Below are 17,417 nucleotides of genomic sequence, written 5' to 3'. Positions count from 1 at the left end.
ATTGAATACATCCGCGCACAACGCGTCGTGGCGATGGTCAATGCCGCAGAAGGAAAAGGTGAAGCCAAAGGTCGCGCAGAAGAAAAGTATTCCCTTGCCAAAGGCTTTCTGAAAGAAGGTTTCCCGATTGAGACCATTGCAAAGGTCACCGGCCTTTCCATCAACGAAATTAAATCCTTATAAAAAAAGAACCGCGAAAGCGGTTCTTTCAATTTTAAATTCTCACGAACAAGCGCGCCGCAGGCGCGCTTGTTTCATTTTATCGTTTAATCGCTGAAATTGTTTTTGCGCCGTTTCGGATGAGGTAAATTCCGGCGGGTAAATTTTGCAAATGTAATTCTTTGCCCGAAAGTTCTGCTTCCGAAAGTTTTCCGGTCCACATTAAACGACCGTGAACATCGTAAATTTTCGAAATTCCGTTCGCCGCTTTGCGGAAATTTTTCTGCAAAGGAATTGCACTTGAAGCGCATCCCGTTGCAACGATTTTCGAAACGTAAAATCCCGAAGCGTTGCTGTTAAATTTCAGCTGATTCGAACCGGTGCTCGCTTCTTTTTCAAGGGAAATCGATGACGTTACCCAAGAAGTGCTTCCTGCTTGAACGCCGTATTTATAATCGACCCATTCAGAACCGCCCGCACCGCCGACGTTAATGTATGCGGTCGTATCGTCTGCGCTGTGCATCGTGATACTCAATTCAGAACATTTTGCAAAAGTTTCTGCTTGTTCCGAAGTCAATTTATAGAATGCGTGCTGGTATCCGCAAGATTCATCGCTTTGATCGCAGCCGGCGAGATTCACTTTCACATAACTCGAAACGCCGTCAATTGTTTTGGTTTCGTAAGTAGGAGCGGTCAATGTTTTTTCGGCGCTCCAACCGTCCGCAGAATTTGTTTTGCTGTAATCGACGATGACTAAAGTATCGGCAGCTGTCGGCTCTACATAATTCGGGTCTGTCGTTTCGTCTTTGCACATTTCTGTGGGAAGAACAAATGAACCTTTTACATAGACGAGAGTGGTAATCGATCTTGCGGGTAAAATGGTGCAAGATAATTTGCTAATGGATTTGCTCTTAAAGCCATTTTCTTTTGATTGAACTGCGTTTACAAGGCCCATTCCCGAAATTTCGGGATTCGTTAATTGAATGGATTTATCGCCCGTGTTGATGACGATAATCGAAATAGAATCGCCCGCGGGATTTGCAAAGGCGACTGTTTTCAAATCGGCATCGTCAGCGGCTGCAGAAATTACTTTCCAACCAGGATTGACAAATTTCGAATAATGACGCACCGCATGATATTCCGGAGAAATTACGATTTTATCTTCTTCGCAATTGCCCCAACCTTTTGCGCAAACGCCGATGAGCTGACCTTTTCCTTCGCCCCACATCAGTTCCCACGCGATGTAAGCGTTCAATTTACCCGAAGTAAATCCCACTTGCATAATATGCGCAAGACCTACCATATAATCTTCTTTGCCGTTTTCTGCCATCGTGCAAAATTCGGTCATAATAATTGGCTTTGAACCGTTACCGTATTTGCTTGCGATTGCAGACATCGGCTTTTTGAAATTTTCTGGATTCTTGTAATTATTTAAAGAATTATCGTTTCCATCGCCCGCATGATACAAGTGGTAAGCGTAAGCATCGAGTTTGGATTCGTCGAGCGCATTCATATAATTTTGAAAATTATTGTAGCCGATGCCGAGCGGTTCGGGCCCGATAATTTTTGGCGCGTTCGAAACGCCGTTAAAAGCGGCGCGCACCGCCGTCAACGCTTGCGCATAACCTGCAATCGAATCATTTTCCGTCGGGTCAAATAAAGTTTCTTCGTAATCCGCATTCATATCGGGTTCGTTTTGAAGCGAAATATAATCGACGTTAATTCCCGCATCGCGATATTTTAAATAACTCGACTTCCACCAATTTGCAAAATCGTTGTAAACATATTTGCCATACGGATCGCTGTCCGATTTTTTCAGCGAATTTGCCGATTTATTGGCGCCTTCGTTTCCGTTGATTTTTCCGCTTCCTTTTAAAGTCGCGGGCGCTGTCCAACTCGACATTTCAATTTTTAAATGATTTCCTAAACGATTTTTCGCTTCTTTCACGATTTTTACATCGTCTTTAATTTTACTCACATCTTCTTCTTGTAACCAGTTGCCCAAGCGAAGCATCGAAAGATTTAATCCCGAAAATGCGGTATCGTATAAATCTTTCTGCATACTTTCGGACATTGCCGTTACCCAACCTTGGTAATAGACAATGCCACCGCCAAAGCCCAAAACTTCTTGACTTTTCTGCGCCGGATTGATGGTAAGCGTTGCCGCCATCGTCGGAGCCGCGCACGCTGTCGCGAGTAAAAATCTTTTCCAATTTCTCATCACAAAAATCTCCTTTTGCCTCTAAAAATAAATTCAAAACGAAAAAAGGAAGCAGAAATAAAAATCGGCGGGCGAAAAACGGGAAAAATTTTTCGGGAAATGTGCTAAAATGACAGATTTTGACAAATTCAAAAGCTATATTTCCCAAAAAAGGAGTTTTTAAATGGAAATTATTTTATTTCTCGTGGGAATGATTTTGGGCGCAGGCATTTTATTTTTCGTGTTGCGTCTTCAAGTTCAGCTGAAACAAAAACAATTACAAGACGCTTTGAATGCAGCAAATGATTTGCGAACTTCATTAGAAAGTGTTCGCGCAGAAGTCGCCACCGCCAAAGAAGAACGCCAGACAATTTTTGAACAGCGGGAAAGTGACCGCAAAAAATTTGAAAGCGACCGTGAAAATTTTGAAAACGAACGCCGCGAATTTTTAGCGAAGAAAGAATCCGAGATTCAAGAATTACGCAAAAACTATGAAACGCTTCAAGAAAGCGCGAGAGCGGAACTTGACAATGCCAAGAAGAACGCCGAGAATCAGCGTGAAAGCGACCGCGAAAAATTTGCAAAAGAACGCAACGAACTTTTAGCGAAGAAAGATTCCGAGATTAAAGAGTTAAACGAAAAATATGAAAAGCTTCAAGAAAGCGCAAAAGCGGAACTTGACAATGCCAAGAAGAACGCCGAGAATCAGCGTGAAAGCGACCGCGAAAAATTTGAAAAAGAACGCAACGAATTTTTAGCGAAGAAAGATTCCGAGATTAAAGAGTTAAACGAAAAATATGAAAAGCTTCAAGAAAGCGCAAAAGTGGAACTTGAACGTGTCAAGAAGAGCGCAGCCGAAGACTTAAAAGCGGAACGTGATCATTTCGAAGAACGCGTTAAAAAAGAGCGCGAACACGAAGAACAAAATCGCAAAACCGCCGCAGCGGAATTTTCAAAAATTTCCGAGGAACTTTTAAAATCGCGGTCGCAAGAATTTTTGGGAACGAATTTAAAGCAAATGGAAAATATCTTAAATCCGCTGAAAGAAAAAATCAAAACTTTCGAAGAGCAAGTGCAGAAAAATTATAAAGACGAAAACGACAAGCGCATCCAACTGAGCACGCGCATCGAAGAACTTTTGAAGACGACGAATTCGGTGAGCGAACAAGCAAATCAGTTGGCGAATGCGCTCAAAGCGCCGAAATCGCAAGGAAATTGGGGCGAAATGCTTCTCGAAACGATTCTCGAAAATTCGGGTTTACACAAAGGTTTGCAATACGAAATGCAAGTGCGCATCAAAGATGATTCTGGAAAAACGAATATTCCCGATGCCGTTGTGCGCTTACCGGGAAAGCGTCAAATCATCATCGATTCGAAAGTTTCATTAACCGCTTACAATGAATTTTCGGCGAATGATCAAGACAAAACGGCGCAAGAAAAAGCGCTCAAAAATCATTTGGAATCGGTGCGAAAACACATCGACGAATTAGCGGCAAAACATTACGAAGATAAATTGGAAAATTCTGCGGATTTCACGATGATGTTTGTGCCGATTGAGCCCGCGTATTTGCTCGCAGTGCAAAGCGACCCCGAATTGTGGAAAGATGCGTATAAAAAACACGTCATTTTAGTGAGCCCGACGACACTCATCGCGTGCTTAAAACTTTTTGCGGATTTATGGCGGCACGAAGAACAGAATCGCAACGCCTTAAAAATCGCAGAACAAGGAAAAAGTTTACTCGAAAAATTTACAGGCTTTTTGAATACATTTGAATCGGTTGGTGTTAACTTAAATCGGGCGAAGGAAAGTTTTGAAAAAGCCAAAGGGCAGTTGATGACGGGGCGCGGAAATGTAATTTCGCAATGCGCATCGCTCAAACAACTCGGCGTCAAAGCGAACAAAGAAATTCCCGAAAGTTTTCAAAATTTTGACAATAATTCGCTAGAAAATGAAGCGGAAATCGGCGTACCCGATGAAAAAGGCGACGAAAAACCGCTTTAATCGGAGTTAAATTTCCCAAAAAAGTCCCGCTTCGGCGGGATTTTTTTATGCGGAAACAAAAAAATTCAAACAAAAAACATTTTTCTTACTCCAAGTTGGAATATCCAAAACGCCGAAATTTTGCAAAAATCGCCAATTTTAAAAACCGTCTGACAAAAAAATGACAAAAGAATGACAAAGGTATTGCTTTTCCGAAACAAAAGGTTTATATTATCAGTGTTGATCAAAAACAACAAAAACCTTAAACAAGGAGTTCATTATGAAGAAAGGTTTTACTCTTATTGAATTGATGGTCGTCGTGGTCATCATCGGTATCCTCGCTGCAGTCGCAGTGCCGAAACTCTTCGGTATGATTGCAAAGTCCAAGGCTTCTGAAGTTGGTCCTGCTGCTGGAACCTACGTAAAGTTGCAGCAGGCTTACATCTCTGAATCCACGGTGATGGGCAACTGGGGAATTATTGGCTACAAGGGTCCGGGTGAAGAAACTACAGCAAGCACCACTGCTGGTGGTGCAGTTTCCGGAACGACAAACTTCACCTATAAGGACGGTACTGGCTTCACCAACAACACCATAGCCCTGTCTTCTGCAGGCAAGGTTGGTTGGACGGCAGGCAACAAGCAGCGCTTGAATGACTGCCCCAACGCAGACAACTGGACTGTCACGGTTAAGCAGAATGGTGCAACTGCCGGCGAAGCAAAATTCGAAGCCGCTATTAACGCTACAAATACAGTCGGATGCACGGCACTGACCCCGAATTTCACTAATATCGGCAAGTAAGTCGAATAAAATCATTTAGCAAAAGAGCCTTCCAAAGGAAGGCTCTTTTACTTTTGCAATGATAAAGCTATTACTTGCCGATCTGATTCCAGTTCGGAGTAAGCTGCAAACAATTCTGGCCAAGCGTATTCGGAGTAAATGTAGCTTCACCGGCAGCAGAACCCGGTGCAACAGTAATGGTCCACGTGGACGATGCTGCGCAATCGTTCAATTTGGCAATGTTTTTAGCAGTGAAACCCACTACAGAAGCATTCCCAGTCAAAGCGACTGTATTATTCGCGTAACCAGTTGCATCAGTGTATTCAAAATTGTTCGTCTTGGAGGATGCGCCTCCGTTTGCTGCGTTAGCATTGGTATTGTCACCAGGACCCTTATAACCAATAACAGACCAAGTTCCAATAGCTACAGCCTCAGAAATATAAGCCTGCTGCAACTTTACGTAGGATGTGTTCGTAAGATGGCGAAAATCACCCTTCGCGAATCATTTCATCGAACGTCACTAAAGCAACATCATCTCGATTCTTTGCGATTTGAATGAATTTTTTTGTATATCCAGATTTGCTGAAGAAAATGTAGTGTTTGTTCTTTGCGTTTAGGAGTTTTGACTTTTCAATCAGGGCGTTAAGAACGTCAACATCTGTCAGTTTATTTGTCCACTTGCATTCGCAAAATAGCAAGTCTTTTTCACCCAAGCCCAAGATATCTATTTCTTCTTCTCTCCGCTCTTTTGCGTTAGTCCCCCACCAGCGGCCCATGGTATGGGGCAAGAACGGGAGTTGTGCCAAGCCTTTTTCTGTATACAGGTATTGCAAGCATATTTCTTCGAATACGTGCCCCATATACTCGTTGAGTTTCCCTTTTACGAAATTTTTGTAGACGGCGTCTCCGATTCCCCTATTTATGTTTGTCTGGTTTTCCCAAACAAACGAAAACCAGAAACGGTACATCAAGTCGTTGATTATGTATATGGACTTGCGGCTGTTCTTTTCTGTGGCTGGAATTTCCCTTCGGATTATGCCAAGTTCCATGAGGGCTGACAAAACATTGCTTGCCGCGCCCGTTTCAAGCCCCGCGTGCGTAGATATTTCGTTTAAACGGCTTGCCCCTTGTGCAATAGCTGTTATGACGGCGTTGTAGGTGGCAGGAGCACGCATTTCCTGTTTCAGCAAGTTCAAAGGCTCCTCAAACAGGCGTCCTCCAGGTCTGAACATCAGGTTAACGATGTTGCCGTCCAAGTCCTCATGGTTGCTAAGATGGGAATAGTATTCAGGAACGCCCCACAGTGCGCCGTAAAGCAGAGCCTGTTCCTCGGCAACGAAGTTCTCGCAAAGTTCACGGCTTTCAAAAAAACTGAAAGGCAAAATCTTTAGTTGCGAAGTCTTACGCCCATAAAGGGGGCTCTTGTAGCCAAGGACCTGATTTTCCATAAAACTCATGGAAGATCCGCAAAGAATCAGCATCAATTTCGATTTTTTCCACGCATGGTCGATATGCTTTTGAAGCAAAGAAGGGAATGATGCTTCGGATTTGGCGAGGTAGGGGTATTCATCAATAACAAGGACTATTCTTTCGTTTTGGGCAAGAGAATCAAGATACGAAAGAACTTTTTCAAAAGAATCGAAAGAAGATTCTTTTGCATCTGAATGTTCGAGGACTGCCTTGGATAGTTGCGACAAGTTCTCCGAGACCGAAGCTTCGATCCCTGTAAAAAAGATGGTTTTCTTCCCCTTGCAGAACTCGTTTAGCAACATGGTCTTGCCGACACGCCTGCGTCCATAGACAACGGCAAATTCAAATTTGCCAGATTCATAAAGTTCGGCTAAGGAATCTAATTCTTTTTTACGACCACAAAACATATTTTACTCATTCTTAATTTACTAAATCAAAAATTAGCAAATTATTTTGTGCTAGTCAAGACATTTTGTGAAAAATGACCTCTTTTCTAAAAAAACACATCCTACGTGAAGTTGCAGCAGGCATATATTTCTGAGGCTGTAGCGGTTGGTAACTGGGTTATCATTGGTTACAGTGGTCCGGGAACTGCTAACGCTAATAAACTCGGTTCGAGTGCTACAAACTTCACTTATTCTGATGACGGATCTTACAACGGCACTACCAATACTGCCGCTTTGGGCGCTACCGCTATCAATGGTTGGTCTGCAACCAATAAGGCTAACTTGAATGATTGCCCGGCTGGAAAAAACTGGACCGTGTCTGTCAAGGCTTCGGAATCGGGAACTGCGGGAGAAGCTGCGTTCACGGCAGCGATTGCATCAGCCAATACCGCTGGCTGCACTCCGCTTACGCCGAACTTTGACAAAGTCGGCAAGTAAGGTCTGCTGCACACAACATTTCAAAGGGTCTCCATTTGGAGGCCCTTTTATGCATAACTAAAACAACGAACAAATGATTTGTAAAAAATACAAAAACGTCTTGTCAAGTTAATCCTATCAGGCAGTTTTTAATAAAAAGAATCATCGGATATAAAGACCGTACTCTTGTCCTTTATCCTTATCAAAACATCCCTGAATAATGGAACTGTAAGAATCGTCCCCAAATTCATATTTGCGAAAAAGCGCATAAGCCACCAAATCAGCCAATTGAATAAGTCGTGACATTTTGGAATCTAAAAATAACGGAACTTCAGCAAAATTTACAAGAGTGTTGCCCCAATGATTCCCCTCGATTTGGAATGCTTGGGACCATTGCTGGAATTTTTGCTCTGAAGTTGACTTGTCAAAAATGGCAATCCCCGCTCGGGGACCTGTTTCTTAGCAAACCTACGCTTCAAGAACATATCAAATCTGCTTGTAATTTGCGTAAAAAGCTCTTCATCATGAGCAACATCAATTTGACAAGTCTTGTCTAATACTGCGCCAAATAAAATAAAGTAATTTGGATAATGAGCTGCTATATAGCCTAGAATCTCTTTCAACAACCCTTCTCGAGTTTCTTTCGGAATGGAGCGCCACTCTCCTTTACCTGAACGCATACGCGTTCCATGAAGTTCAAGATTCTTACAATCTGGGTGTTTGGCGAGAATTCTTTCAATGTCCTGTTGAACATAAAAAGTCTTGGTATCCCTTATGGCGAGTCCGGCAAGTACACAATGTTTGCAATTTTTGTCAGTAGCAAGTCCCGAATCATCAACATATAGCAGATACATTCTCTCTCTCCATAAAAAAAAGTCGGGCGGAACAAAGTCCATCATACCACAAAAAGGCAGTATTACCCAACTCTATGTATTAATATACATAAATAATGATTGATGGAAAAGGCTTTTTTGTAAATTTGCCATAAAGTACTCCCAAAACAGCCGCATTCTACGTGAAGTTGCAGGAATCATATGCATTGGAAAAGAATGCAGTTGGCGGTTGGTCTGCTATCGGATATACGGCTCCGGGTAAAAAAACAGATTCAACCACTTTTGAATCCCAAAACTTTATGTACATTGGTGAAGGAGCGGCTTGGTCGGCATCTAACAAGGCTAAATTGAATGATTGCGCCGCAATAGCATCGCCTTCCATTTCTTCCAACAACTGGAAAATTGTAGCTGAAATGCAGGATACTACTGCCGGCGATGGTGCAGTTGTGGTAACAAGAACTATTGGTAACAACTGTGACGGATTAACGCCTTCGTTCGCAACGATTGGAACTACTAAATCAGGCACCTAATCGTAAATTTCATTCCGAATGATCATTTTCAAAAGAGGTTTCTAATCGGAAACCTCTTTTTTATACAAAAAAAAGCAACCTCTTTTGAGATTGCTTTTCTATCAATAAAGAGATTGTTATTTTCCAATCGCCTTAAAATTTGGTGTCAGACCTTCACAATTATCCTCATCAACAATAGTTTGTGTATAGGTAACAGAACCATTATCACTGGCCGCCAGGCCAACTGCTGCGCTTAATTTCCAGTTTACTTGGGCGGGGCAATCATTGAGCTTGATTGTATTTGCCGCAGTCCAACCATCGGTTATTGCAGCTCCTGTTGCAGAGGTTACGGTTTCTCCATCTTTACATTTGCCTGAGGCCTCATCATAGGCACCAGCTGAACAAGTGACCGAGGGAGCGGCATCTCCGCCAGCATATGTAAAGTTTGTTCCTCCAGGGGCTTTATAGCCGATTGCAACCCACTTTCCAAGAGCATTTGTTTCGCTGGCATACGCATCCTGCAACTTCACGTAGGATGAAAAAAAGAGAAGCAAAGGAACTCTGTTCGGCATACTTATATTTGTTTTTTCAAAAACGATAATCTATATTCTAAACATGACGGACAAGTACAAAATTCCTTACGTAAACATGTGCATTCGCCTTTTTGCTAAGCGATTCCAGTTGCCGCTTCAGGGGGCGGCGGATTACTTGTGCCGATTTAAGGGTATCCGATTTCTAGACGAATCTTATTCTACAGAGCACCTTCTGCCGGTGGAAGATACCTTAAATGATTTGGTTGCCGTTTGCAAGAATAACGGGGGCGCAATCGGATGATTCTTTATCACGGAACGAATTGCGATTTCACTATAATTGACCTAGAGAAAACCAAACTGTACAAAGATTTCGGCAAAGGTTTTTATGTAACCGACATTCGACAGCAGGCTTGTGAACTCGCCAAAACTCGAAGCCGCATTTGGGGAGGCGCACCCGTTGTCCAAGAATATGAATTCGATGAAACAGTCCTTCAATCAAATGGTTTACGAGTTTTGCGCTTTGATAAGGTTTGTGTAGAATGGGCCGAGTTTATTTATAAAAACCGTAGTAGGTACACAAACTTCACTCATGATTATGATATTGTTATCGGACCAATTGCAGATGACGGCGTGGCCTATTTACTAAACTTGTATGAGGAGGGTTTGAGAACTTTAGAAGAGCTGGCTAAGGAACTTGAGTATAAAAATTTGAATAGCCAGTACTGTTTCTTGACGAAAAGGGCGATTTCCTTTTTGCGGAGAGTAAAGAAATGACGACAGCTCAATCAGAATCGTTGGTCTCTAGAATTGTAGAAAAAAATGTTCAATTGTTAATGAACGATTTTTCCATGGATATGGAATCCGCGTTTGGATTTGTCTATAAATCTAGAGTATTTGAAGCTCTGAACGATCCTGAAACTGGCCTACGGGCGCGAAGCCCCGATTATATTTACGAACTCATTAGAGAAGAATTTTTAAAGAAATAATCATTTGTCCCTACGTTGCCACAGTTGTGCAAAAAGGGCCTCCAAATGGAGACCCTTTGAAATGTTATGCGTACTAGACCTTACTTGCCGATTTTGTCGAATGTCGGGGTGAGAGCTACCCCACAATTAGGTGGAGTTGCTGTATAATTTACGCTATTTCCATTGGCAGCACCTACAACATCCAACTGCCACTTTGTGTCTATTGCGCAGTCATTCAACGCAACTTTTGATGTCGCGTTCCATGCATCTTCTTTTCCGTCGGTGACAGCAACAGTTCCGTCCTCAGTATCACCCCCATATGTAAAGTTGGTTGTTGCATTCATGACATATCCAATTTTTTTCCAACCACCAATCATATTGGATTCCGATACATACGCGTCCTGCAACTTTACGTAGGTTGTGGTAAATTTATGCTGTTTTAGTTCAAAATTGCGAAGGGGACCCATCTTCTATAGAATTTTTCTTGGAATTCTATTGGTGATATAATCGGGTTGTGATCCCCTTGAATGATGAAGCGCGTCCTTGGATATTTTTGCGCTAATCTGGCTATTTGGCGGAGCGATTCGTTAAGGAGTAGCGTATAAACCGAGTCTACATCGGCTGCTTTACTGTGATACATGTCGGAAAATGCGTCTAGAGGAAATTTGGTATCTGAAGTTGTCCATGCTATAAAATTCTTCTGTGTTGAGTCTGCAAGAATACTGTCAATTTTTGAGGCGATGTCGGCATCACTAAATCCTTTTAGGTAAAGAACATTATCAAATCCCATTTTAGAAAGGTACTTGTTGCGCAGGTGTTTTAAGCTGTCGTTTCCAACTAGGAAAGATGTTCTGAAACCACGCCTAGAGAAAAACTGTGGTAGGAATGTTGAGTCTTTTTTTTTCGTTGAATCGCTGTGAATCTCATCGAGCAAATCTTCTCTTTCGGCTGTTCTAGTGCGACTATACATGCGATTATGAATGCCTGCGATATAGTGAACGCCTTCAAAAATTTTCAATTGCTTTTTAAACCGTTTTATATCTAGGGGGGCGCCCCAGCTTTCGATAAGAATGATTACGTTATTACGGGTTGTATCAATGTAATCGCGGGTAATGGTCACGGAGTCTGTGATAACATATTTATTGCGGTATTCATTGGATATTTCTTTCCGTTGAATGGATTTGGGGGCTATGCGGTCTAGATAATCAATGGTAGGGAATTGAGCTAGGGGCTGATTAGCGTATTGATTATAACTGGCTAGATGAAGAATCAGCGCTACAAATAATACAAAGCATATACCATTAAAACTAAAAGGTCTTGTCTTCCAGGTCATGGCGATGGCTAGACTGCAAGTGATAAAGGGCAAAACGCCATGCCAACCGGTTTTCCAACCCTTGATAGCGAGAAGATTTTGTACGTCCATCCATGCGATGGAAATGAGGGCGATGAATAATAGAGCGAGGCAAATTGTGCACAGAAATTGTTTCCTCCATGCCACGCTCAAGGCGAACCTCAGTTTACTCTTGACAAAGATAATGAGTAATAATATGGCAAAATATTCGTACCCGAATAGTCCGCGAACGATATCTTGCCCCTTTTCGAAAGTCAAAAGAAAGGGGACGATGGTTATCAGAGCACTTGCCATCAGGGGATAGAGAATTCGCATTATTCCTTATCCTCCTGCTTTGTGACTAACCTGTATTTAAAAAAAGTCATTTCGCCAATTGATTTTAACGTGTCAACGGCAACGCTGTCGTAATAATGCCTTTGTAAAAAATCCGCTAAATGTGGCTCGTTCAAGACGATGACATTGTCGTGAACCACATCTTTGATAGGATTGGTTATTCCGTAATCCGCCAAGGCTTCTGTGACTTCTGGCAGGTAGGGGGTCCAATATCCGAAGGAAACCGTGTTGCGATAAATACCTATTGGTTCTGCCAAGTAGGGCGGATTGCGGTGATGGCTAAAACGCATAAAGGCGTTCATACTTAGCAAGAATATCTTGTTTGGCTGACTATCGATGTAATTGAAAACTTGCTTATAATTCGTGGAGTCTTCAATAGCAAGGGTTCGTTCTTGCCCGCTGTTTGGATCTCGAACCATTTTCCCAGATGTTGCGTAAGAATATAGATTTATAGCCACAATCGCAAATAGTGTGATATAAACTAATTGATGAGGGATTTCTCGTTTAAATTTCCCAAACAGGGGAACGGCGAGGACAGCTGCGTACAACCAAAATCCGCTTTCTACGCGATAAACGAGACGACCCATGTCAAGCAAATAGGCCATTAACCCTAGAATTAGGACTAAGGATGCCCAAAGGTATAGGAACTTTTTTGGCCGGGTCGCGTAAACAAGTAGGCATAAGATGAACCAAGTCCAAAAGACGGGTGTGTTTAGGGAGTGGCCGAGGGAATTGAGCAGATTTCGTGGAATTTGTTCCGGAATATTCTTGTCGCGATAAGCTGAAACGATGTCGCTATATCGCTTGAGGCTATCTGCGGAGAATACTTCGGTATCATAAAATGTCCACTGAGTGAGTATATGGTAGTCTTTTCCCGATAGTCCCAATTCTTCGGCATCCTCATACACTGCGTTTTGGTTGTAGTTGCCGTTGTCGCCGAATGTGACGCGTGGCCCTTGAAACTTGATAAATTCTGCGAATTCTGGAGCCTTGTATAGATTTCGATCCCAATGGTGCATGGCAAACGTCGCGCTGAATAGAACGGCTAATCCCACGATGACTTGACACTTGCGCCTCCAACATTCTTTAAGGATGAAGAACATGCCGAGACAAAAGAAAGGCATTCCCATCAAGAAGGCTTGCCAGCGCATTACCGAACCCCACAGCATTAGAAAAACGCCAAGAATAAAGGGGAGGTAAGGCCTCATTTTTGACAACGTTAGGAAGAATTGCTTTAATGTGTCATTGCAGGCCCGCCTTTGGCTAGCGCAACAATCTTCTGCTTTGTTTTTCGACACCACTCCGTATGCAAAAAGCAGCATTCCGGCGGCGCTCAAAATAGAAGCGCATTGCGTAAATTGTACAACCAAGTAAAAATCGCTGGCGAACATGGCTGTAAAAAGGGTCGCGAGGATGCTTCCCCAACGTTCGCCACACCGCTGCAATAGTACGTAACCGATGACAGTAAAGGAGAGGAATACGGAAAATATCTCGCCGATGTAGTACCACCCGATTTTAGGGAAAAGGTGATAAAGAGGCAAAAGCGCATATCCGTAAATGGCGTTGACAAAAATCAGGTGCGGGTTGTATTCGGTACCGAATGCGCCTGTAAGCCTGGCTGCCATAAAATAGTCGTCGATGGCTCCGAACTTGAGGTCGCCAAAGATAAGGCAAAGAATTAAAAAGAATAAATTGATGACGGCAGAAAATGCCAGTGCTTTTTTAATAGGCATGGGAGAAATATATATTTTTATCGATATGTCTATCCCTAAGATTGTACACTACTGTTGGCTAAGCAATGATCCGTATCCGGAATTGGTTCAGCGTTGTATTCAGAGCTGGAAAGAAAAACTTCCGGATTATGAATTAATGCTGTGGGATATGATTCATTTTGATGTGCATTCTGTGCCTTGGGTGGAGCAGGCTTGTTCTGTAAAGAAATGGGCTTTTGCGGCAGACTACATCCGTCTTTATGCACTTTATAATCATGGCGGAATTTATTTAGACAGCGATGTGGAAGTTTTGAAATCATTCGATGATTTACTGGATAGACCATACTTTTTTGGGAAGGAGCATACGCCGGATAGGATTGATTCTAGTCATATCATCGAGGCTGCGACTTTTGGCGCAGAAATTCATCATCCCTTAATAAAAAAATGCTTAGATTATTACGCGGGTAAAAATTTTATTATGGCGAACGGCGCTTTTGATACGACCGTTCTTCCGCATATCATGGCAAGTGTCTTAAATCAAGAAGGCGCTTTGCGAGATTTACTTCCGATGCATTATTTTTCGCCCAAGAATACAAGAACGCAGATTGTGGAAGCTACTGCGGAAACATATTCTGTGCATCATTTTAATGGCTCGTGGTATTCTGTGGCACAGCGGAAGCATGTAAATGCTCGAATTAAATTTTGCAAATTGTTTGGTGAAAATGTGGGAATGTTGCTTTCTACGATTTATGCGGTGTTTGTGAATTTGAAGTATAATAGTTTTCAGGACACATTGTCCCGTTGCAAACAAAAAGGGCTTTCTTTATTCCAGGTGAAAAAATGGCAATCCCAAAAGTGATACATTATTGCTGGTTGAGCGGGGAGCCTTATCCGGAACTTGTGCAAAAATGCATGAAGTCTTGGCGGAATCATTTGCTGGACTATAACTTTGTGTTATGGGATCGAAAAAAAATTCAAGAATGTTTGTGCCCGTGGGTAGAATCTGCATTAGCAGAAAGAAAATGGGCCTTTGCTGCAGATTATGTACGGTTGTTTGCTCTTTACAACTATGGCGGCATTTATTTGGATTGCGATGTAGAAGTCCTAAAGTCTTTTGATGATATTCTTGCTCAAGATAGTTTTCTTGGACGGGAATCTCATAAGAATGTGATAGAAGCTGCAGTGATGGGTGCAGAACCGAATCTAGCGTGGGTAAAAAAATCTTTGGATTGGTATGAAAACCGAAGATTCAATGTATCGGACTTAAATAATCCATCGATTGCGATACCGGTTGTTATAAAAAATGCGTTGATGATTTTTCACGGTGTTAAAGTGTTGCCGGCGGAATATTTTTCTCCCAAAGATAATCGGACGGGGAAACTTCGAATCACGTCAAAGACTTATTGTATTCATCATTTTGATGGAAACTGGTTCAGTGATTATCAGCGCGAATATTTTAGGATTCGAGTAGAATTCTCTAAAAAGTATGGTGCGTTTATGGGCTTTATTGTGGCGAGTCTGTTCTCGCTGAAGAAGAAATTGGGTAATAAATGATTGGTGAGATGACAAAAGAAAAATTAAATGTCTTGTTTGACGCAAAGATCTTGCTGAATTATAAGGATAAAGGATCCAGTCGTAGTGGAATTTTTTCTTTTACCTACAATGTTTTCAAGGAATTTCTTAAGCGAGAAGATGTGAACATTGTGTTGTGGACTGAAACCAAAAATTTGTATGCTTTGAGTCTATTAAAGAGAGAACTTTTTCCAGAAGCAAGATTGTTTTATGATTTGCCAAAGAAATACGAAAAAATATTTAAACTGAAATATTCTTTGGATTGTCTGTGGACAGCTAATTTGGCAAGACCTTTTGTCCGTAAACCAATAGCTCTTTGTCGGTTAATCTATGAGAATGTATTGAATACGTTTTTCCTAAAAAAACAAAATAAAAAAATAAACTCTTATGACTTCTTTTTTGAATCGTTTGAGACTCCCCCTAGGATTGTCAGAAAAAGTAGTCAGATAAGATGCTGCAGTGTCTTACATGATGCAATTCCGTTTTTATTTAGTTATATGGGGGAATCGTTTAAACAGGGAATCTGGAAACAGATTGAATTGAGCCATCCTCGAGATATTTTCTTTTGCAATTCGGAAAATACAAAGCAAGATTATTGCCGCCTTTTCTCTAAATTAGGAGATGAAAACACAAAGGCTCTGCATTTGGCTGCTAATTTAAATTTTAGGCCTGTGAAAAATGACAACGAACGATTTCAAGTTTTGACGAAATATCGTGTTCCGCATAAGCGCTATATCTTTAGCCTTTGCACACTTGAGCCTCGAAAAAATTTGGTGCGAGCTGTCCGCTGCTTTATGCGTTTTGTTCAAAAAAATCACATAGAAGATTTAGTATGGGTAATGGGTGGAGGACATTGGGAATCCTTTATAAATGACTTAAAGAAAAATGGGGTTGCATGGGATCCTAAATATATTATTCAAGCAGGGTATATTGACGACGAAGATTTGCCGATTCTTTATAGCAACGCAGAATGGTTTGTCTATACAAGTCAATATGAAGGTTTTGGATTGCCTCCATTAGAAGCGATGCAGTGCGGTTGCCCTGTTGTTACGAGTAACAATTCGTCATTGCCAGAAGTTGTAGGTGATGCCGGCATCATGATTGATTGGGATAGCGATGAACAACATATTGAAGCATATGAAAAATACTACTTCAATAAAGAACTGCGGAAAGAAAATAGCCACAAAGGTCTGGAAAGAGCGAAATTGTTCTCTTGGGAAAAAACAGTTGATAAGATGGTCAACGTGATGAAAGAAAGAATTGTTTTATTTTAAAGAATGTTTTTTTGTAAATAGGATAAATCGAAGGAAAGGCGCCGAGTGGGTATAGACAAAGCCTTTTAGTTGTGTGATAACTTGGAATTTTTTTTAATTGTGAAAAAAAATGGAGAAAGTTCTTTTTACCGTCTTCTTTTTTTGCGCAATAACTATTTAGATAATGCCAACAAAGGTTAATTGCAGTTAATTCAGCTAGTTCATATTCCTTGTTTTCAAGTAAGAAGGTTAATTGATTTTTTCTTACCTCTGTAAAGTCGTATGTTGTGTCAAGTTTTGAAATAGAATCACTTCTTTGGAAATAGTTATATAAAGTTTTGTCTATGCAAACGATTTTATCCGCTTCGTATATGAATTTGTAACTAGTATAATCGTCCTCATGAATTATTCCTACAGGAAATTTATATTTGTTAAAAATCTTTCTTTTGTAAATTTTACCCCAAGATGCACCCCAAGGGAGAGTTTGCTGAAGTATGATTTTTTTTAGCGCTTCTTTTTTTGTATATGTGCGTTCTTCAAAAATAATGTTTTTTTTAGAGCCGTCATTATGCACGAAGTTATGGTTGCATATGCTGATGTCCGCATTTTCTTTTATTGCTATATTGAGCATAACTTCAATATAATTTTCACTCACCCAGTCATCACTATCCACAAACGATATATACTCCCCTTTGCATATATCTAACCCCGCATTCCTCGCGTCCGATAACCCGCCATTTTCCTTGTGGATTACTACAATCCGTTTATCTTTAGCCGCATACTCGTCACAAATCTGCGGACAGCCGTCTGGCGATCCATCATCCACCAAGATAATTTCCAAGTTTGTATAAGTCTGCTTGACGATGCTGTCCAAGCAACGTCGTAGGTACGGCTCAACTTTGTAA

General features: G+C 41.4%; 20 protein-coding genes and 1 pseudogene. 11 read left to right on the top strand and 10 right to left on the bottom strand.

The genetic code is table 11. The features are described from left to right. A pseudogene (locus B0H50_RS10335) lies at positions 1-183 on the top strand (hypothetical protein); the annotation flags it as partial. Between the two features lie 76 nt (positions 184-259). Here B0H50_RS10335 and B0H50_RS10330 read toward each other — a convergent pair. Beyond that, entirely contained in the window at positions 260-2,380 is a 2,121-nt protein-coding gene (locus B0H50_RS10330) for a glycosyl hydrolase (RefSeq protein WP_109587684.1), read from the bottom strand. A gap of 163 nt (positions 2,381-2,543) precedes the next feature. On the opposite strand from B0H50_RS10330, the gene rmuC reads away from it, so the two are divergent. Beyond that, on the top strand, positions 2,544-4,361 hold the full coding sequence (gene rmuC, locus B0H50_RS10325; RefSeq protein WP_109587683.1) for a DNA recombination protein RmuC: 1,818 nt from the start codon (positions 2,544-2,546) through the stop codon (positions 4,359-4,361). A gap of 259 nt (positions 4,362-4,620) precedes the next feature. Further along, positions 4,621-5,139, top strand: coding sequence for a type IV pilin protein (locus B0H50_RS13815; protein ID WP_106199480.1), 519 nt, complete (start codon positions 4,621-4,623; stop codon positions 5,137-5,139). 70 nt (positions 5,140-5,209) lie between these two features. On the opposite strand, the gene B0H50_RS13365 is transcribed toward B0H50_RS13815, so the two are convergent. After that, the gene (locus tag B0H50_RS13365; protein ID WP_158275910.1) at positions 5,210-5,350 is read right to left on the bottom strand and encodes a hypothetical protein; all 141 of its coding nucleotides are present in this window, start codon (positions 5,348-5,350) and stop codon (positions 5,210-5,212) included. Between the two features lie 256 nt (positions 5,351-5,606). Beyond that, a complete protein-coding gene (locus tag B0H50_RS10310; RefSeq protein ID WP_073301610.1) occupies positions 5,607-6,995 on the bottom strand; it encodes an ATP-binding protein in 1,389 nt (462 codons plus the stop codon). A gap of 105 nt (positions 6,996-7,100) precedes the next feature. Here B0H50_RS10310 and B0H50_RS10305 point away from each other — a divergent pair, with 105 nt between their 5' ends. After that, positions 7,101-7,472, top strand: a complete 372-nt coding sequence (locus tag B0H50_RS10305; protein ID WP_109587680.1) for a hypothetical protein — start codon at positions 7,101-7,103, stop codon at positions 7,470-7,472. A gap of 141 nt (positions 7,473-7,613) precedes the next feature. Here B0H50_RS10305 and B0H50_RS13885 read toward each other — a convergent pair whose 3' ends face one another. After that, positions 7,614-7,826, bottom strand: coding sequence for a DUF3800 domain-containing protein (locus B0H50_RS13885; RefSeq protein WP_408609875.1), 213 nt, complete (start codon positions 7,824-7,826; stop codon positions 7,614-7,616). After that, complete coding sequence (locus tag B0H50_RS13360; protein WP_158275909.1) at positions 7,793-8,350, bottom strand: DUF3800 domain-containing protein; 558 nt, start codon at positions 8,348-8,350, stop codon at positions 7,793-7,795. Before B0H50_RS13360 ends, B0H50_RS13885 begins: the two co-directional genes overlap by 34 nt. Before the next feature lie 140 nt (positions 8,351-8,490). On the opposite strand from B0H50_RS13360, the gene B0H50_RS10295 reads away from it, so the two are divergent. Further along, positions 8,491-8,814: a hypothetical protein gene (locus tag B0H50_RS10295; protein ID WP_146193738.1), complete on the top strand. Its 324-nt coding sequence runs from the start codon at positions 8,491-8,493 to the stop codon at positions 8,812-8,814. A 116-nt stretch (positions 8,815-8,930) separates the two neighbouring features. On the opposite strand, the gene B0H50_RS10290 is transcribed toward B0H50_RS10295, so the two are convergent. Beyond that, complete coding sequence (locus B0H50_RS10290) at positions 8,931-9,347, bottom strand: hypothetical protein (RefSeq protein ID WP_146193737.1); 417 nt, start codon at positions 9,345-9,347, stop codon at positions 8,931-8,933. A gap of 61 nt (positions 9,348-9,408) precedes the next feature. Between B0H50_RS10290 and B0H50_RS10285 the strand changes: the two genes are divergently transcribed. From B0H50_RS10285 to B0H50_RS10275, 3 genes are read left to right on the top strand one after another with little or no spacing between them, the layout of a single operon-like run. Beyond that, positions 9,409-9,627 carry a DUF3791 domain-containing protein gene (locus B0H50_RS10285; RefSeq protein WP_073301621.1) on the top strand — a complete coding sequence of 73 codons (219 nt, stop codon included), beginning with the start codon at positions 9,409-9,411 and terminating at the stop codon, positions 9,625-9,627. Further along, complete coding sequence (locus tag B0H50_RS10280) at positions 9,624-10,100, top strand: DUF3990 domain-containing protein (protein ID WP_078775456.1); 477 nt, start codon at positions 9,624-9,626, stop codon at positions 10,098-10,100. Before B0H50_RS10285 ends, B0H50_RS10280 begins: the two co-directional genes overlap by 4 nt. Further along, the gene (locus tag B0H50_RS10275) at positions 10,097-10,312 is read left to right on the top strand and encodes a hypothetical protein (RefSeq protein ID WP_073301625.1); all 216 of its coding nucleotides are present in this window, start codon (positions 10,097-10,099) and stop codon (positions 10,310-10,312) included. Before B0H50_RS10280 ends, B0H50_RS10275 begins: the two co-directional genes overlap by 4 nt. An 80-nt stretch (positions 10,313-10,392) precedes the next feature. On the opposite strand, the gene B0H50_RS10270 is transcribed toward B0H50_RS10275, so the two are convergent. From B0H50_RS10270 to B0H50_RS10260, 3 genes are all read right to left on the bottom strand, one after another. Beyond that, entirely contained in the window at positions 10,393-10,668 is a 276-nt protein-coding gene (locus B0H50_RS10270; RefSeq protein WP_146193736.1) for a hypothetical protein, read from the bottom strand. Positions 10,669-10,730: 62 nt separating this feature from the next. Further along, positions 10,731-11,957, bottom strand: a complete 1,227-nt coding sequence (locus tag B0H50_RS10265; protein ID WP_233126440.1) for a hypothetical protein — start codon at positions 11,955-11,957, stop codon at positions 10,731-10,733. Beyond that, positions 11,957-13,708, bottom strand: a complete 1,752-nt coding sequence (locus B0H50_RS10260) for a hypothetical protein (RefSeq protein ID WP_109587676.1) — start codon at positions 13,706-13,708, stop codon at positions 11,957-11,959. The genes B0H50_RS10265 and B0H50_RS10260 overlap by 1 nt, the downstream gene beginning before the upstream one ends. A gap of 25 nt (positions 13,709-13,733) precedes the next feature. Between B0H50_RS10260 and B0H50_RS10255 the strand changes: the two genes are divergently transcribed. From B0H50_RS10255 to B0H50_RS10245, 3 genes are read left to right on the top strand one after another with little or no spacing between them, the layout of a single operon-like run. Beyond that, positions 13,734-14,546, top strand: a complete 813-nt coding sequence (locus B0H50_RS10255) for a glycosyltransferase family 32 protein (protein ID WP_109587685.1) — start codon at positions 13,734-13,736, stop codon at positions 14,544-14,546. Continuing rightward, the gene (locus B0H50_RS10250; protein WP_109587675.1) at positions 14,528-15,241 is read left to right on the top strand and encodes a glycosyltransferase family 32 protein; all 714 of its coding nucleotides are present in this window, start codon (positions 14,528-14,530) and stop codon (positions 15,239-15,241) included. The genes B0H50_RS10255 and B0H50_RS10250 overlap by 19 nt, the downstream gene beginning before the upstream one ends. Beyond that, entirely contained in the window at positions 15,238-16,533 is a 1,296-nt protein-coding gene (locus B0H50_RS10245; RefSeq protein WP_109587674.1) for a glycosyltransferase family 4 protein, read from the top strand. Before B0H50_RS10250 ends, B0H50_RS10245 begins: the two co-directional genes overlap by 4 nt. On the opposite strand, the gene B0H50_RS10240 is transcribed toward B0H50_RS10245, so the two are convergent. Further along, on the bottom strand, positions 16,499-17,386 hold the full coding sequence (locus tag B0H50_RS10240) for a glycosyltransferase family 2 protein (protein ID WP_233244746.1): 888 nt from the start codon (positions 17,384-17,386) through the stop codon (positions 16,499-16,501). The genes B0H50_RS10245 and B0H50_RS10240 overlap by 35 nt on opposite strands. Positions 17,387-17,417 lie beyond the last annotated feature (31 nt).

The sequence above is a fragment of the Hallerella porci genome (assembly GCF_003148885.1).
Classification (GTDB): Bacteria; Fibrobacterota; Fibrobacteria; order Fibrobacterales; family Fibrobacteraceae; genus Hallerella; species Hallerella porci.
The sequence above is the reverse complement of the archived record's forward strand: the minus strand, read 5'-3'. Positions and strand labels throughout refer to the sequence as shown.

Excerpts from the sequence above, each read along its gene's own strand:
- B0H50_RS10250 (WP_109587675.1), top strand. The coding sequence starts at position 14,528 with ATGGCAATCCCAAAAGTGATACATTATTGCTGGTTGAGCGGGGAGCCT.
- B0H50_RS10330 (WP_109587684.1), bottom strand. The coding sequence starts at position 2,380 with ATGAGAAATTGGAAAAGATTTTTACTCGCGACAGCGTGCGCGGCTCCG.
- B0H50_RS13360 (WP_158275909.1), bottom strand. The coding sequence starts at position 8,350 with ATGATGGACTTTGTTCCGCCCGACTTTTTTTTATGGAGAGAGAGAATG.
- B0H50_RS10280 (WP_078775456.1), top strand. The coding sequence starts at position 9,624 with ATGATTCTTTATCACGGAACGAATTGCGATTTCACTATAATTGACCTA.
- B0H50_RS10265 (WP_233126440.1), bottom strand. The coding sequence starts at position 11,957 with ATGCGAATTCTCTATCCCCTGATGGCAAGTGCTCTGATAACCATCGTC.
- B0H50_RS10260 (WP_109587676.1), bottom strand. The coding sequence starts at position 13,708 with ATGCCTATTAAAAAAGCACTGGCATTTTCTGCCGTCATCAATTTATTC.
- B0H50_RS10255 (WP_109587685.1), top strand. The coding sequence starts at position 13,734 with ATGTCTATCCCTAAGATTGTACACTACTGTTGGCTAAGCAATGATCCG.
- rmuC (WP_109587683.1), top strand. The coding sequence starts at position 2,544 with ATGGAAATTATTTTATTTCTCGTGGGAATGATTTTGGGCGCAGGCATT.
- B0H50_RS10275 (WP_073301625.1), top strand. The coding sequence starts at position 10,097 with ATGACGACAGCTCAATCAGAATCGTTGGTCTCTAGAATTGTAGAAAAA.
- B0H50_RS10310 (WP_073301610.1), bottom strand. The coding sequence starts at position 6,995 with ATGTTTTGTGGTCGTAAAAAAGAATTAGATTCCTTAGCCGAACTTTAT.
- B0H50_RS10285 (WP_073301621.1), top strand. The coding sequence starts at position 9,409 with ATGACGGACAAGTACAAAATTCCTTACGTAAACATGTGCATTCGCCTT.
- B0H50_RS13815 (WP_106199480.1), top strand. The coding sequence starts at position 4,621 with ATGAAGAAAGGTTTTACTCTTATTGAATTGATGGTCGTCGTGGTCATC.
- B0H50_RS10270 (WP_146193736.1), bottom strand. The coding sequence starts at position 10,668 with ATGATTGGTGGTTGGAAAAAAATTGGATATGTCATGAATGCAACAACC.
- B0H50_RS10245 (WP_109587674.1), top strand. The coding sequence starts at position 15,238 with ATGATTGGTGAGATGACAAAAGAAAAATTAAATGTCTTGTTTGACGCA.